The 15,097-nt window shown below is 69.6% G+C and carries 14 protein-coding genes; 5 read left to right on the top strand and 9 right to left on the bottom strand.

The annotated features are described in order from the left end of the window. Window positions 1-62: 62 nt before the first annotated feature. On the bottom strand, window positions 63-1,157 hold the full coding sequence (locus tag ED92_RS00145; RefSeq protein ID WP_037335723.1) for an ABC transporter ATP-binding protein: 1,095 nt from the start codon (window positions 1,155-1,157) through the stop codon (window positions 63-65). A gap of 20 nt (window positions 1,158-1,177) precedes the next feature. After that, window positions 1,178-2,599 (bottom strand): gamma-aminobutyraldehyde dehydrogenase, encoded by a 1,422-nt coding sequence (locus ED92_RS00150; protein WP_037331948.1) that lies wholly within the window; start codon window positions 2,597-2,599, stop codon window positions 1,178-1,180. 157 nt (window positions 2,600-2,756) lie between these two features. Here ED92_RS00150 and ED92_RS00155 point away from each other — a divergent pair, with 157 nt between their 5' ends. Further along, window positions 2,757-3,500: a FadR/GntR family transcriptional regulator gene (locus tag ED92_RS00155; RefSeq protein WP_037331950.1), complete on the top strand. Its 744-nt coding sequence runs from the start codon at window positions 2,757-2,759 to the stop codon at window positions 3,498-3,500. Window positions 3,501-3,532: 32 nt separating this feature from the next. Beyond that, a complete protein-coding gene (locus ED92_RS00160; RefSeq protein ID WP_037335726.1) occupies window positions 3,533-4,267 on the top strand; it encodes a cache domain-containing protein in 735 nt (244 codons plus the stop codon). Here the strand turns inward: ED92_RS00160 and ED92_RS00165 are convergent. Beyond that, window positions 4,251-5,738, bottom strand: coding sequence for a PucR family transcriptional regulator (locus tag ED92_RS00165; RefSeq protein ID WP_037331952.1), 1,488 nt, complete (start codon window positions 5,736-5,738; stop codon window positions 4,251-4,253). The genes ED92_RS00160 and ED92_RS00165 overlap by 17 nt on opposite strands. Window positions 5,739-5,848: 110 nt before the next feature. Between ED92_RS00165 and gabT the strand changes: the two genes are divergently transcribed. Together gabT and ED92_RS00175 are read left to right on the top strand one after the other, a co-directional pair. Continuing rightward, window positions 5,849-7,180 (top strand): 4-aminobutyrate--2-oxoglutarate transaminase, encoded by a 1,332-nt coding sequence (gene gabT / locus ED92_RS00170; protein WP_052120189.1) that lies wholly within the window; start codon window positions 5,849-5,851, stop codon window positions 7,178-7,180. Then, window positions 7,177-8,607, top strand: coding sequence for an aldehyde dehydrogenase family protein (locus tag ED92_RS00175; protein WP_037331955.1), 1,431 nt, complete (start codon window positions 7,177-7,179; stop codon window positions 8,605-8,607). The genes gabT and ED92_RS00175 overlap by 4 nt, the downstream gene beginning before the upstream one ends. Window positions 8,608-8,647: 40 nt before the next feature. Here ED92_RS00175 and ED92_RS00180 read toward each other — a convergent pair whose 3' ends face one another. Both ED92_RS00180 and ED92_RS00185 read right to left on the bottom strand, forming a co-directional pair. Continuing rightward, window positions 8,648-9,409 carry a helical backbone metal receptor gene (locus tag ED92_RS00180; protein ID WP_037331956.1) on the bottom strand — a complete coding sequence of 254 codons (762 nt, stop codon included), beginning with the start codon at window positions 9,407-9,409 and terminating at the stop codon, window positions 8,648-8,650. After that, window positions 9,406-10,815 carry an RNB domain-containing ribonuclease gene (locus ED92_RS00185; RefSeq protein WP_037331958.1) on the bottom strand — a complete coding sequence of 470 codons (1,410 nt, stop codon included), beginning with the start codon at window positions 10,813-10,815 and terminating at the stop codon, window positions 9,406-9,408. Before ED92_RS00185 ends, ED92_RS00180 begins: the two co-directional genes overlap by 4 nt. Window positions 10,816-10,949: 134 nt before the next feature. On the opposite strand from ED92_RS00185, the gene ED92_RS00190 reads away from it, so the two are divergent. Beyond that, window positions 10,950-11,915 carry an AAA family ATPase gene (locus ED92_RS00190; protein WP_037331959.1) on the top strand — a complete coding sequence of 322 codons (966 nt, stop codon included), beginning with the start codon at window positions 10,950-10,952 and terminating at the stop codon, window positions 11,913-11,915. A gap of 84 nt (window positions 11,916-11,999) precedes the next feature. Here the strand turns inward: ED92_RS00190 and ED92_RS00195 are convergent, their stop codons facing one another. The 4 genes from ED92_RS00195 to ED92_RS00210 form a co-directional block, all read right to left on the bottom strand. Further along, window positions 12,000-12,197: a hypothetical protein gene (locus tag ED92_RS00195; protein WP_037331961.1), complete on the bottom strand. Its 198-nt coding sequence runs from the start codon at window positions 12,195-12,197 to the stop codon at window positions 12,000-12,002. Between the two features lie 34 nt (window positions 12,198-12,231). Next, on the bottom strand, window positions 12,232-13,395 hold the full coding sequence (locus ED92_RS00200; RefSeq protein ID WP_037335729.1) for a hypothetical protein: 1,164 nt from the start codon (window positions 13,393-13,395) through the stop codon (window positions 12,232-12,234). A 102-nt stretch (window positions 13,396-13,497) separates the two neighbouring features. Further along, complete coding sequence (locus ED92_RS00205; RefSeq protein WP_037331962.1) at window positions 13,498-14,496, bottom strand: C40 family peptidase; 999 nt, start codon at window positions 14,494-14,496, stop codon at window positions 13,498-13,500. A gap of 4 nt (window positions 14,497-14,500) precedes the next feature. Then, window positions 14,501-15,097, bottom strand: coding sequence for a hypothetical protein (locus tag ED92_RS00210; protein WP_037331963.1), 597 nt, complete (start codon window positions 15,095-15,097; stop codon window positions 14,501-14,503).

Below are 15,097 nucleotides of genomic sequence, written 5' to 3' on the forward strand. Positions count from 1 at the left end.
GCAGGCCGGCGAGCGCGAGTTTCCTGTTCTTCATTGAACAACCTTTCGGTACAGGGGGAGAACTAACCGGCTTCGGGGACGCGGAAGCTGTGTTCGTGCCGCCAGCTCAGGCGGACGCGGCCGCCTTCGAAGTCCGCGGGTTCGGCGGTGTTCTGCCGGACCACGGAGAGCTGGCCACCGGCGTCGAGCGTGACCTCGTAGCGCACGATCGCGCCGGCGTAGACGGTGTCGGTGACGGTGCCGGTGGCGCTGGTCTCGCCGACCCCGGCGGATTTCGAGAGATCGGCGTCGATGCGGATCTTCTCGGGGCGGATGCTGAACACACCGGGTTTGCCGATGATGTTCTCGGCGCCGCCGCCGCTGAGCAGGTTCGAGGTGCCGACGAAGCCGGCGACGAACGCCGTCGCGGGCCGCTCGTAGACCTCGACCGGTGAACCGACCTGTTCGATGCGGCCGGCGTTGAACACCGCGATGCGGTCGCTCATCGTCAACGCCTCGTCCTGGTCGTGGGTGACGAAGATGAAGGTGATGCCGACCTCGCGCTGGATCTGCTTCAGCTCGGTCTGCATGGTGTGGCGCAGTTTCAGGTCGAGCGCGCCGAGCGGTTCGTCGAGCAGCAGCACCTTGGGCCGGTTGACCAGTGCCCTGGCGAGGGCGACCCGCTGCCGCTGGCCGCCGGAGAGCTGGTCGGGTTTGCGCTCCCCGAACTCGCCGAGCCGGACGGTGTCGAGAGCTTCCTTCGCGCGTTGACGGCGCTCCGCGCGAGGCACGCGTTTCACCCGGAGGCCGTACTCGACGTTCTGCTGCACGGTCATGTGCGGGAAGAGCGCGTAGTCCTGGAAGACGGTGTTGACGTCGCGGTCGAAGGGCGCGAGACGGCTGACGTCGCGGCCGTGGAGTTCGATCGTGCCCGACGTCGGGAGTTCGAAGCCGGCGATCATGCGGAGCACGGTCGTCTTGCCGGAACCGGACGGGCCGAGCATGGAGAAGAACTCGCCGGGCGGGATGTCGAGGTCGACGCCGTCGACCGCGTGGACCTGGCCGAACTCCTTGCGCAGGCCGCGCAGCCGGATGGCCGGATTGTCGCCTCCACCTGCGGAAGTGGTAGCAAAGGTCCCTTGCTCCCCCGCGGCGGCGGTGGGCGCTTGATGAGGCATGGCGTGCCTTTCGGTGGTCGTCACAGCGCGCTCATCACGTGCTTGACGCGGGTGTAGTCCTCGAGGCCGTAGAGCGAGAGGTCCTTGCCGTAGCCGGACTTCTTGAAGCCGCCGTGCGGCATCTCGGCGACCAGCGGGATATGCGTGTTGATCCACACGCAGCCGAAATCGAGCTTCCCGGCCAGCCGCATCGCCCGCTGGTGGTCGCTGGTCCACACCGACGACGCGAGCGCGTACTCGACGCCGTTGGCCGCGGCGAGCGCTTCGGCTTCGGTCTCGAAGCGCTGCACGGTGATGACCGGGCCGAAGATCTCCGTCTGGCTGATCTCGTCGTCCTGGCGGACCCCGGAGATCACCGTCGGTTCGTAGAAGTAACCCTCGTCCCCATGCCGCTTACCTCCACAGTGGACTATCGCGTGCGCGGGCAGCCGGTCGACGAAACCTGCGACCCGGTCGAGCTGGGCTGCGTTGTTGAGCGGCCCGTAGCTGACCGACGTGTCGTCGGGCTTGCCGGTGGTGGTCGCCCGCGCCTGCCTGGTGAGAGCCGCGACGAAGGTGTCGTGGACTTCGTCGGCGACCAGGACGCGCGTCGCCGCCGTACAGTCCTGGCCCGCGTTGAAGTAGCCGGCGGCGGCGATGCCTTCTGCGGCCGCTTCGATGTCGGCGTCCGCGAAGACGACTACGGGCGCTTTACCGCCGAGTTCGAGGTGTACGCGCTTAACGTCCTTCGCGGCCGAAGCGGCGACTTCGATCCCGGCTCGCACGGAACCGGTGATGGACACCATCGCGGGGATCTCGTGCTCGACGAGCACCCGCCCGGTCTCGCGGTCGCCGCAGATCACGTTGAGCACGCCGGGTGGCAGGAATCCGGCGCAGATCTCGGCGAAGAGAAGCGTCGACGCGGGAGTCGTGTCGGCCGGTTTGAGCACCACGGTGTTCCCCGCGGCGAGCGCGGGCGCGATCTTCCAGACCGCCATGAGGAGCGGATAGTTCCACGGCGTAACCTGCGCGCACACGCCGATCGGTTCTCGGCGGACGAAAGAGGTATGTCCTTCCATGTACTCGCCCGCCGACCGTCCTTCGAGGACACGCGCGGCCCCCGCGAAGAACCGCAACTGGTCGACGATCATCGGCAGTTCTTCGGCCGCGGTGAGCGCGACCGGCTTGCCGGTGTTCGCCGATTCGACGAGGACGAGGTCGTCCGCGCGGGCTTCGACGGCGTCCGCGATCTTCAGCAGCGCGAGCTGGCGCTGCGCCGGCGTGGTCTCGCGCCAGGTTTCGAAGGCGGCTGCCGCGACCTTGAGCGCGCGGTCGACGTCTTCGGGGCCGGCGACGGCGGCGGTGCAATACGGGCGGCCGGTGACGGGATCGACGACGTCGGCGACCTTGCCCGACGCGGATCCGGTGTACTCACCGCCGATGAAGTGCTTCAACTGCTGCACGAGACCTCCAGGGCCTGGTGGCGTGAGGTGGTAGCAAAGGTCCCCTGCTCCCTTGTGGGGCGGCGCGGGAGCTAAAACATATAAGTCCATAGGTTAAATGACAAGACGATGGTGCAAGATTGGTTCCATCGGGTAGCGGTACAGGCGAAGGGCCACCATGCGTAAGGGGATGTCGCACAGCGCGCGATCAGCGATGTTCGCTCCGCTCGACCAGATCGGCCGGGCGGAAGCGGTCACCTCGCGGCTGGTCGACGCCATCACGCTCGGGCTGCTGGCCGATTCGGAACAGCTGCCGAGCGAAGCCGAGCTGGCCGCCCAGTTCGGCGTCTCCACCGTGACGGTCCGCGAAGCGCTCGTGGCCTTGCGACAGCAGGGTCTTGTCGAGACGCGACGCGGCCGAGGCGGCGGAAGCTTCGTGAAGACGCCTGCCAACCCTTCGGCCGCTTCGTGGCGAGAGCGCCTTCGCACGGTCTCGCTGTCCGAGCTTCGCGACGTCGGCGATCACTACCTCGCCATCGCGGGCTCGGCGGCCAAACTCGCCGCCGAGCGGAGTTCGCCCGAAGACATCGAGCGGCTCGAACTGGCGACCGAGGACATCCGCACCGCCACCGGCGCGGAAGCGTCGCGTGCCGAGCGCCAGTTCCATCTCGAAGTCGCCGCGGCCGCCCAATCGCCGCGGTTGACCAGGGAAGAAGTGCAGTTGCAGAGCGAACGTGGTGGATTGCTGTGGCTTCCGCTCGAGCCGCACGGCACCCGCGAGAACGCCTACGCCGAACACCGCGCGATCGCCGCCGCCATCGCACAGGGCGACGGCGAGCTGGCCAGGAAGCTCACCGAGGAGCACATCCTCGAAGCGATAGACCGGCTGGCGGACGTGCATTTAGACCTTCTGGCCCCTTAAGCTGCGACATCCGCGCATCCGAGGTGAGCATCGTGAACGACACACCGTCCGCCGGTTCCGAGGTCGTCGAACAGGTATCCGCCCTGGTCGAAGACGTCTTCGGCCGGCTGAAGCCGGTACTGGCCGGCGCCGAGGGGCTCCTGGCCGCATCCGCCGATGCCACCGCGGAAGACCTGACCCGTCTCCGGCCGCAGGTCTTCGAGGTCCTCGGCGGCCTGGTCGTCGGCGCCGGGTTCATCAGCGCGCCGAACGCACTGGCCGATCAGGAATTCGGCTTCGAATGGTGGACCGAGACCGGCGACGCCGAGCCGGTGCAGCTGGTCATCAGCCTCGATCCGGACAGCGAGAACTTCCTGGACTACACCCGGCAGTCGTGGTTCACCGTCCCGCGTGACACGGGCCGCCGCCACATCAACGGCCCGTACGTCGATTACCTCTGCACCGACGAATACACGCTGACCTTCACCGTCCCTGTCCAGCGCGACGGGGCCTTCGCGGGCGTCGTCGGCGCGGACATCTACGTGCGCGAGGTCGAGCGCCTGCTGCAGCCGAAGCTGCGCGCCCTCGGCGGCCGCGCGGCGCTGGTCAACGCGCAGGGCAGGGTGATCGTGTCGAACAACGCCCGGCAGGCGACGGGATCGCTGGTCCGCGAGGTCGACGTCCCGGCGTGGTGGTCCGCCGGCGCGGAGCCGGTCACGACGGAGACCGGCGCTCAGCTGCGGCGCTGCGGGGACTCGCCGATCGCTCTGGTCAGGTCCGAGCGCTGACCTGCAGCGCGAGCCAGAATTCGGCGCGCACGCCAGGGGAATCGAGGTCGCGGCCGGTGAGTTCGGCGACCTTGCGCATGCGGTTGCGCAGGGTGTGCCGGTGGACGCCGAGCCGCGCGGACGCCAGATCCCAGTGACCGTGGTGTTCGAGCCAGCAGGTCAGCGAGGCGACCAATTGGCCTCGGCCGGTTTCGTCGTGGTGCCGTAGCGGCGCCAGCAGGCTGTCCGAAAAGGCTTGCGCCGCTTGGGAATCGACCAGGCTGAGAAAGCCGCGTCCGGCATGGTCGGCATAAGGGACGAACTCCACTCCCCTGGCTTTCGCCACACCTGCCGCCTGTTCGGCTTGGCGGGCACCGAACGCGAACTCGGCGATGGCGACGACTTCCGAGGAGCCGCCGTGCATTCCACCGACCCGGCCCGCCAGCCGCACCACTTTCTCCGAGACGCGGGGATCCGCGACCGTCACGGCGATCACCGCGGTACCCGAGTGCGCGAAGAACACCTCGTTCGCCTCGGTTTCCGCTTCCAGCAGAGCGTGAAACGCCTGCCTCGTCCCTGGCGGCCCCACGAAGGCGTGGACTCGCCAAGGCGCGTCCGGCGCACCGCCCCAGACGGTGGAAAGGACACTCATCACGAGCTCGTCCTGACCGCCCACCAAGAGGTCGAACAGACCTGTGCGCAAGTACCGAAGAGCGGCCACATGCTCACGATTCCGTTCCAGCGCAAGAGAAAGTAGCGAGACCGCGGTGTTGACGATGTGCTGTCCCGCGGCGTCCAACGGGTCGGCTGTCCCGACCATGAGTACGCCACGCGCCCGAGTGTCGAGCGTCTGCAGCACCACCTCGTCCTCCCCCACCGCCGTCACGAGCGTGCCCGCACGCAGGCGCGCGAGCTCTTCGCGAACCTCGTCGGCGAAAGGACGCGCCGACGATGGCGAGGCTTCGGTGACCCGGCCCGCCGAATCGAGCAGGAGCACCCAGCCATCGACCAGCTTCGCCAGTTTCCGCACCACCCCGCCGGGGCCGCCCTTGCCGACGGCGGTCCTCGTCAGTTCCTGCTGCCCCTTGCCGGTGCGCACGAGCGACGCGTACTCGTCCGCGGCGACCGCACGGGATACCGCGCGCGTGATCGCGATGAACGGCGTCTTCTTCGGCACTTCCAGAACCGGGAGCCCGACCTCGTCCGCAGTGTCCACAAGGGACTGAGGAATGCTCTCGTGACTGAGGCCGACCCCGAATCCGAGCCCCGCCACGCCCGCGTCGACCAGTCGCCGGATGTACCCGGGTGACGTGGTCTCATCGAGGGCGAGACCGGTGGTCAGCAGCAGTTCGCCCCCTTCGAGGAAGGCCTGCGGATCGGTCAGTTCGGTGGGATGGACCCAGCCGATCGGCCGGTCGAGCGCCGCCTCGGCCGCACGCACCCGCAGGCCGAGCGAACGTTCGGCCACGAGCGCGGCGAGGGTCAGTGCCATGTTGTCCAACTCTACGCCTCGATATCGACAAGATGTCGAGCTGACGGCGCCGGGCGCGGCTCCCATCCTGGAGGGCGACCCCCGTCCCTCGCGTCCGCAGGAGTTTGGCCGTGACCGCCACCACCGCAACGCAGCGCAGGCTGCGCACCGAGATCCCCGGCCCCGCCTCGCGCGCCCTGCAGGAACGACGCGCGGCCGTCGTCGCCGCCGGTGTGAGCTCGGTGCTGCCCGTCTACGTCACCTCGGCCGAAGGCGGCCTGCTCACCGACGCCGACGGCAACGTCCTGATCGACTTCGGTTCCGGTATCGCGGTGACCAACGTCGGCCATGCCGCCCCCGCCGTCGTGGACCGCGTCCGCGAACAGGCCGGCCGGTTCACGCACACGTGTTTCATGGTCACGCCGTACGAGGGCTACGTCGAGGTGTGTGAGGCGCTCGACAAGCTGACGCCGGGTACGCACGAGAAGCGTTCGGTGCTGTTCAACTCCGGCGCCGAAGCCGTCGAGAACGCGGTGAAGATCGCCCGCGCCGCGACCGGACGTCAGGCGGTCGTCGTGTTCGACCACGCCTACCACGGCCGCACCAACCTGACGATGGCGCTGACCGCGAAGTCCATCCCCTACAAGCACGGTTTCGGCCCGTTCGCGCCCGAGGTCTACCGGGTGCCGGGGTCGTACCCGTACCGCGACGGCCTGTCCGGTCCCGAGGCCGCGCGGATCGCCATCGACCGGATCGAGAAGCAGATCGGCGGCGACCAGGTCGCGGCGGTCGTGCTGGAGCCGGTGCAGGGCGAAGGCGGTTTCATCGAGCCCGCCCCCGGTTTCCTTCCCGCGCTTTCCCGCTGGTGCACCGAAAACGGTGTCGTGTTCGTCGCCGACGAGGTGCAGACCGGCTTCTGCCGCACCGGTGAGTGGTTCGCGTCCACCCACGAAGAGGTCGTGCCCGATCTGATCGCCACCGCCAAGGGCATCGCGGGCGGGCTGCCGCTCGCCGCGGTCACCGGCCGCGCGGAACTGCTCGACGCCGTCCCGCCGGGCGGCCTCGGCGGCACCTACGGCGGTAACCCGATCGCGTGTGCCGCGGCGCTCGGCTCGATCGAGATCATGCGGCAGGAGAACGTCGCGGCGTCGGCGAAGCGCATCGAGGACACGGTGCTGCCACGGCTGCGCGCGCTGGCAGAGGAGACCGGTGTGATCGGCGACGTCCGCGGCCGCGGCGCGATGCTGGCCGCCGAGTTCGTGAAGCCGGGCACCACCGAACCCGACGCCGACCTGACCAAACGGGTCGCGCATGCCTGCCACCAGGCGGGCGTCGTCGTCCTCACTTGCGGCACCTACGGCAACGTCGTTCGTCTGCTGCCGCCGCTGTCCCTGTCCACCGAACTGCTCGAAGAGGGCCTGTCGGTCCTGGAGCAGGCTGTCCGCACGGAGGCCTCCAAGTGACCACCTTGCCTTACTGGGTAGCCGGAAAGCCGGTCACCAGCGACGAGACCGTCGTCGTCCGCCACTCCTTCGACGGAAGCGAGGCCGGGTCGCACCACGTTCCGTCCACTTCGGACATCGAAGCCGCGGTCCAGGCCGCGCACGACGTCCAGGACGAGTTCGCGACGCTGCCCGCGCACGTCCGGGCGGGCGCATTGGACCACGTGTCCCGAGTTTTGGGTGAGCGGTCCGAAGAGATCGCGCAGCTGATCACCGCCGAGTCCGGTAAGCCGTTGAAGTGGGCTCGCGGCGAGATCGGGCGCGCGGCGTCGACGTTCCGCTGGGCCGCCGAGGAGGCCCGCCGGTTCTCCGGTGACCTGCAGCGGCTCGACACCGACCCCGGCGGCACCGGACGGCTCGCGCTGGTGCGCCGCGTGCCGAAGGGCCCCGTGCTGGGCATCACGCCGTTCAACTTCCCGCTGAACCTGGTGGCGCACAAGGTGGCGCCGGCGATCGCGGTCGGCGCGCCGATCGTGCTCAAGCCGGCGCCCGCGACGCCGCTGACCGCGTTGCTGCTCGGCGAGATCCTCGCCGAGACCCAGCTGCCCGCCGGCAGCTGGTCGATCCTCCCGGTGAGCAACGAGGAATCGGCCAAGCTGGTGGCCGACCCGCGCCTGCCGGTCGTGTCGTTCACCGGTTCCGTGCCGGTGGGCTGGGGGATCCGGGACAGCGTGCCGCGCAAGCACGTCGCGCTCGAACTCGGCGGCAACGCCGCGGTGCTCGTCTGTCCTGATTGGACGGATCTGGACTTCGCGGCGCAGCGGATCGCGACGTTCGCGATGTACCAGGCCGGTCAGTCGTGCATCTCGGTGCAGCGTGTGTACGCGCACGCCGACGTCTACGAGGAACTTCAGGCCAAGGTATTGGAGCAGGTGCGCGCGCTCGGGACCGGCAACCCGCGCACCGACGGCGTGGACGTCGGGCCGCTGATCAACACCACCGCCGCCTCCCGGGTGGAATCGTGGATCACGGCCGCGGTCGAGGCGGGCGGCGAGCTGCTGACCGGCGGCAAGCGTGACGGCGCCACCGTCGAGCCGACGGTGCTCGCGAACGTGCCGGAGGACGCGTCGGTGATGGCCGACGAGGTCTTCGGGCCGGTCGTGTCGATCACCCGGGTGGACTCGGTGGAAGACGGCGTACGCCGGATCAACGACTCGCGTTTCGGTCTGCAGGCGGGCGTGTTCACGCGTGACCTGCCGACGGCGTTCGACGTGTCCGCGAAGCTGCGGGTCGGCGGCGTGCTCGTCGGCGACGTGCCCAGCTTCCGCGCCGACCAGATGCCCTACGGCGGCGTGAAGGACTCCGGTGTCGGCCGCGAAGGCCCGGCGTCGGCGATGGCGGACTTCACCGAAGAGCGCGTCACCGTCCTGACTGGCCTGACCCTCTGACCACCCCGCATTTAGTCCTCTGGATGCGCTATGACCGCATTCAGAGGACTAAATGCGTGAGGTGGGCGTGCGCTTCGACGAGCGAAGGGCCGTACCAGGTCAGATGGCGGCCGGAGACCAGGACGTGCTTCGCGCCGGGGAACGCTTCGGGGCCATCGTCGGCAGTGAACTCGTAGGGCTCGTCGGGCAACACGAGCAGGTTCGCCTCTTCGGCCGCGAAGCGCGCTTGGAGCTCGTCGAGCTTCGGACGTGGGTAACGCTCTTCGTGGTCCGCGTAGACGTTGCCGATTCCGACGCGACGCAGCACGTCACCGCCGAAGGTGTCCCGGCCGAGCACGATCCACGGCTTCCGCCAGACCGGCACGACCGCGCGGAAGCGCTCCGGCGACGTCTCCCGCCAGATCTCCTCCGCCTCGACCAGCCACTCCGGCTCGGCGAGGTCGTAGGCCTGCGTCAGGATCCGCCGGATCGAGGCGAGCGCGCTGGGCACGGTCGCCGACGCCTCCATCACCCAGACCGGGATTCCGTTGGCGCGTAAGCGTTCCACATCCTCCGGCCGGTTTTCCTCGGAGTTGGCCAGCACCAGATCCGGTTCGAGTTCGAGCACCTTGTCGACGTTCGGGTACTTCGAGCCGCCCACCCGCGGGACGTCCAGATCGACCGGATGGGTGCAGTAGTCCGTCGCGCCCGCGAGCCGTCCCGGCGCGCTCACCTCGACGGCCTCGGTCAGCGACGGCACGAGCGAGACCACCCGCGACGCCGGTTCGCGCAGCGGGACCACTTCGCCGAGGTCGTCGATCATGCCCGCTCGAACGACAGTTTCCGCTTGTCGACGTCCACCGCGGTGAGCCGGACGCGGATCCGCTCGCCTTCCGGCAGCTTCTCACCGGTGCACTTGGACATCACCGGCGGATCCTCGACCAGGATCTCGGCCTTGGTCTCTTCCGCGCGCAGCACGATCGCGCTGAACTCGCCGCCGATGTGCTCGGCCATCACCCAGACCTCGACCTGGTCGATGGTGGCGCGTTCGACCTTGGCCGCCAGCGTGTCGGACGCCGACATCTGTTCCGGCACCTCCGAAAGCGCCGCGCGAACCCATTCGGGCACTTCGCGGCCGGCGCTCACCGCGAGACAGATCTCGGTGGCGAACCGGTCGACCAGCCGCCGGATCGGCGCGGTGACATGGGCGTACGCGCCGCCGATCCCGGCGTGCGTCGTCAGCTCCGGCAGTTCGCCGTCGAACGCGGTGTACCCGGCGCCGCGCAAAAGCCTTGTGGTGTCGGCGAAAAGCGCCATGGACGCGGGCTGCCCGGGGTCGAGCGCGGCCAGGAACTCCGACACGCTCTTGCCCTCCGGCCAGTCGATGTTCAAGGCCTGCGCGGACCGGCCGAGCCATTCGACCGCCTCGGGATCGGGCTGCGGCAGCGTGCGCAGGACACCGATCTTCGCGTCGATCATGATCTTGGCCGCGGCCATGCCGGTGAGCAGCGAGATCTCGGCGTTCCACGCGTCGACGTCGTTGCGCGGCCGCTGGATCAGCGCCCAGCCGCCGTCGGGATCGCCGCTGATCTCCTGCTCCGGCAGCTGCAGTTCGACCGCGCCGCGCCGGATCGCGAGCTCGCGCCGCAGGCGGCCCAGTTCCGGCAGCGCGGCGACCGAGGGATGCGGGCCGCCCGCGTCGATCGCGGCCTGGACGGTCTCGTAGTCGAACTGCGCGGTGGACCGGACCAGTGCCCGGCGGACCTTGGTCGCCGTCGGCTCGCCGTGCGCGTCGACGTCGATGGTCCACAGCACGGCGGGCCGGGTCTCCCCCGGCAGCAGGCTCGCCGCGCCTTCGGACAGCACCGGCGGGTGCAGCGGGACGTTCCCGTCGGGCAGGTAGAGCGTCTGCCCGCGGCGGCGTGCCTCCTTGTCGAGCGCGCCACCCGGCGGGATGAACGCGGCCAGATCGGCGATCGCGTAGTGGACCCGGAAGCCGCCGCCGTCGACGCGTTCGATCAGCACCGCCTGGTCGAGGTCCTTGGCGCCGGGCGGGTCGATGGTGACGAAGGGCAGGCCGGTGGCGTCCTCGCGTTCCCCGGCCGACTCGAGCGGGTCGACGACCGCCGCCTCCGCCTCGGCGAGCACGTCGGGCCCGAACGACTCCGGCAGCGCGAACTCGGCGCGCAGGTGACCGAAGTCCCCTCCCGCCGCATGTGTCCTGATCACGAGTGGAGGCACCACCCAACCCTATCCCGATCCGGCGCCGTTGATCGCCCGTTCGGGTGCGGGCCGGTCGGGTGTACGTTACGGACCGAAATGAAAACCGATACCCTTTTCAAAACGACAGGAAGGGCCGTGGCGTGAAGATCGCGTTCGTCGGGAAGGGCGGCAGCGGCAAGACCACGCTGGCGTCGCTGTTCACCGCGTACCTGGCAGGCGACGGAAAACCGGTGCTGGCGATCGACGCGGACATCAACCAGCACCTCGCCGTCGCGCTCGGCGCGAGCGAGGAAGAGGCCATCGCGTGGCCGACGCTGGGCGACAACATGGGCCTGATCAAGGAGTACCTGCGCGGCGACAACCCGCGGATCGCCGACGCGGCCTCGATGATCAAGACGACGCCGCCGGGGCGCGGGTCACGGCTGGTCCGGCCGTTCGAGGACAACCCGATCTTCGAGGCGTGCTTCCGCGAGTTCGGCGGCGTGCGGCTCGGCGTCACCGGGCAGTTCGACGAGGACGACCTCGGCGTCGCCTGCTACCACTCCAAGGTCGGCGCGGCGGAACTGCTGCTGAACCACATGATCGACGACGCGGGCGAGTACGTGGTCATGGACATGACCGCGGGCGCCGACGCGTTCGCGTCCGGGCTGTTCACGCGGTTCGACGTGACGTTCCTGGTGTGCGAGCCGACCGTGCGCAGTGTCGGCGTGTACCGGCAGTACGCCGACTACGCGCGGGACTTCGGGGTGCGGCTGGTCGTCGTGGGCAACAAGGTGACCGAGGACGAGGACATTGAGTTCCTGCGCGAAGAGGTCGGCGACGCCCTGCTGGGCTGGATGGAGAACTCGCGGCACGTCCGCGCCGCCGAACGCGGCCGCGCGCGCCCGATCGGCGAACTCGAGGCGCACAACCTCGGGACGCTGGGCTCGATGCTCGCGACCGTCGACGGCGAGCGGCGCGACTGGGCCCGCTATCAGCGGCAAGGCGTCGAATTCCACCTGCGCAACGCGCGGGCGTGGGGCAGCGGACGGGCCGGGGAAGACCTCACGGCCCAGGTGGATCCGGAGTTCGTGCTGGGACCGGCACTCGCCGGTCAGGACGCCTGATCGATCACGTGCGCGCGGCCGATCGGTCCAGGTGGTCGTGAGTGGCGTTTCGGGTTAGAACCCGAAACGCCACTCACGAGCGGGTCAGTCGCCGTTCCACTTGGCGTCTTCGGCGTCGGCCTGCTTCGTGCGTTCCTTGGCGATCTCCAAGGCGCGCCTGGCCGTCGCCTCGTCCGGGTACGGGCCGAGGAGGTCGATGCCCCGGCCGCGTTCCAGGTGCTCGACCTGGTTCGTCTTGGTGTTGAAGTACCAGCCCTGATCCGGGTTCGGGTCGCTCGACATACGTCAAGCCTGACATCACCGGGACGTCCTGTCATCACTTGCGATAGCGGTAGGGGATCTCCGTGGGATCGCCGGTCGGGCCGAACTCGCCGCCCTCGGGCTGATCCACCTTCGAACTTTCCGGCACGTTCTCGGCGAGCTCGTCGAACCAGCCCCGGTGCATCGGCACACCACGCGGCGGAGTCGCCGGTTCCGGCGCGACGGGAATCCCCTGCGGGGGTGACGCCGGCATCGCGGCCGACGGCGGCGCCGTGACCGGCGGGTCGGGTGGGCTCACGGGCGGCTCCGGCTCTGCCTGGCTCGCCGCGGCGGGTGGCACCTCCGGAGTGGCCGGAGGGGCACTGACCGGTGGCGGCTGCATCCGGCTGGGCTGGGGCAGCGGAGGCGGCGCCTGGGACACCGGCGGCTGGGTCGGGGGTGCCTGGGACACCGGCGGCTGAGGCGCGGGCACCTGCTGAGAAGCGGGCGCCTGGGGCGCTGGAGTCTGGGCCGCCGGAGGCGCGGGCGCCTGGGGCGCAGGGGCTTGCGGTGCGGGCGCTTGAGGCGCGGCAGCCTGCGGAGCCCCGTGATTGCCCGGCAACGGCGGAGCGGGCGGCCCGGAAGGCGGCGCGACCGTCCGCCACACCGGCGCGGGTCCGATGTTCATCGGCGCCGGAGCACGCGGCGGCTGCCCGGTCGCCGGCGGCGCGGCCTGCGAAGGCGGCGGAGGCGCCTGGCGCTGCGAAGGCTTCGGGATCGGGTCCAGGCACGAGACGAGCACAGTGGTGTTCGCCGGATCTTCGACCTTCCGCCCGCTGCGCTCGCGGTAGATCATCTCGCCTTCGGTGTCCATCTCGACCAGGTAGCCGGCCTCCGCCAGCTGCTCTTCGTCGAGGTCGACGAGCTTTTCGTAACGCGACGGGACGACCCGGTAGATCGGCCAGGCGAGCCTGCCGTTCTCCTGGTGGAACTGCGCCAGCAACGCGGCCATCTGCTGCTGCCAGGGCAGCGACATCCCCTCGGCCAGCGAACGCGGCAACACGACGTAACCGGGGTCGACGCCCGGCCAGCCCTGGTTCAGCTGATCGGCCAGCGGCGTGCTCGACGCCGGCCGCGCCGCCTGCCGTGCGGGCTGGGCGGTGCCGAAGAGATCGCGGGGATCGACCTCCGGGCCGTTCCCCGCCGCGGGCTTGCCTCGCCTTCCGAATTTCCGTGCCACGTTCTTCATCCTCTGCCAGTGTGCGGCCGCTCGCCGGTGGACAGGCCGCCACTTCGGGTGAATCGGATGGTCCCGCGATCGCGATACCACGCTTTCACCATGCTAAACGCCAGGACGGACCGCCTGCGCGACCACTTCGGCCTCGTCGAAGGAGAAGTCGCGGATGTGCACCGGCACCCCGGTCTGCTGCGCTTCGACGATCTTGCCGTCACCCAGGTACATCATCACGTGGTGGATGGTCGCCGGGTTCGACGGCACGGTGGCGAGGAACAGCAGGTCACCCGGCTGCGCCTGACGCACCGGCAGCATCGCGCCCGCCTTGTACTGGTCGCGGGAAACACGCGGCAGGATGATCCCGGCCGATTCGTAGGCCCGCAGCATCAGCCCGGAGCAGTCGTAGCTGTTCGGACCGGTCGCGCCCCAGATGTACGGCTTGCCCTGCTCGGCGAGGGCGAACTTGATGGCCTGGGCGGCCGCCTGGCTCGGCGGCACGACACTGCCGACGCTCGTCCCGCAGCCGACGACGTCGACGATCTGACCCTCGTTCTGCACGAGGAGCGCCGCCATCGGCTCCCAGTTGTGGTACCGGTCGGGGAACCCGGACCGCTCGACGCGCTGGGCGGCGTCGCCGGGCCGCATGTTCTCCCAGTCCGGCACCGCGAGCAGCACGTCGAAGAACTTGTTGACCTGGTACGGCGGGTCGGTGACCTGCGCGACGGTGCCCCAGCCCATCGACGGCCGCATCTGGAAGATGCCGAGCGAGTCGCGGTCGCCGTAGGTCAGGTTCCGCAGTTTGGACTCGGTCATCCCGGCCTGGATCGCCACCTGCCACGCGCGCGGGGACAGCGTGCGCTGCTTGCCGATCGAGATGATCAGCGCGACGATCCCCTTCTGTTCCTCGTCCAGCTTGCTGATGTCCGAAGAACCGCGATCGGTCTGCCCCGGCAGGGTCGGCCCGATCGACGCGTCGCAGGAGGTCTTGACGACCCCGCCCGACTGCGCCTCGACATGGTCGGTCACCACCTTGGTGACCGTGCTCGTGGTGACCACCGCGGCGAAGACCGCGGCGATCAGCACGCCGACGATGATCCCGATCTTCATCGGGTCAGCCCGCTTGGGTGTACTTGGTGACCCGCCATCCCGGGTTCGTCTTGACGACGGTGACCCGGACCTTGGGCCCGTCCGTCGGGACGTCGACCTCCATCGACCCGGTCACCGAGGAGGCGACCTGCGGCTCCCCGGTCACCCTGGTCGCGGTGATGTTCGCGGGATCCACCGAGGTCATTTCCCCGGCGAGGTACTCCTCGGTGGTGTACGGCTTCAAGCCGTTCAGCCACTGCTCGGTCGTCGTGCCGTCGGGATGATTCGCCCATGCCGTCACCCACTCCTTGGCGACCCGGACCCCGTCCTGGTCAGGTGGCGCGGAAGACGGCGGCGGCTGGGTGGTGAGCCTCGGCGGCAAGGTCGACGTCACGGTCACCGGCGCCGCGACGCCGGTTCGCGAGGTGGTCGTCGCCGAAGCACCCGGCCCGTTGGCCGTCTGTCCCGGTTTTCCGATGGCCTTGGGCAGCAGGATGCCCAGCGCGGTGAGCACCACCGCGAGGATCACCAGCGTGCCGATGAGGTGCCGGGGCGAGCGCAGCGGCCAGCCCCACAGTCTGCGGTAGACCGCGGTACGGCCGCGGTTGGTCCGGATCGGCAT

The organism is Amycolatopsis sp. MJM2582 (assembly GCF_000754115.1).
GTDB classification, from domain to species: Bacteria; Actinomycetota; Actinomycetes; order Mycobacteriales; family Pseudonocardiaceae; genus Amycolatopsis; species Amycolatopsis japonica.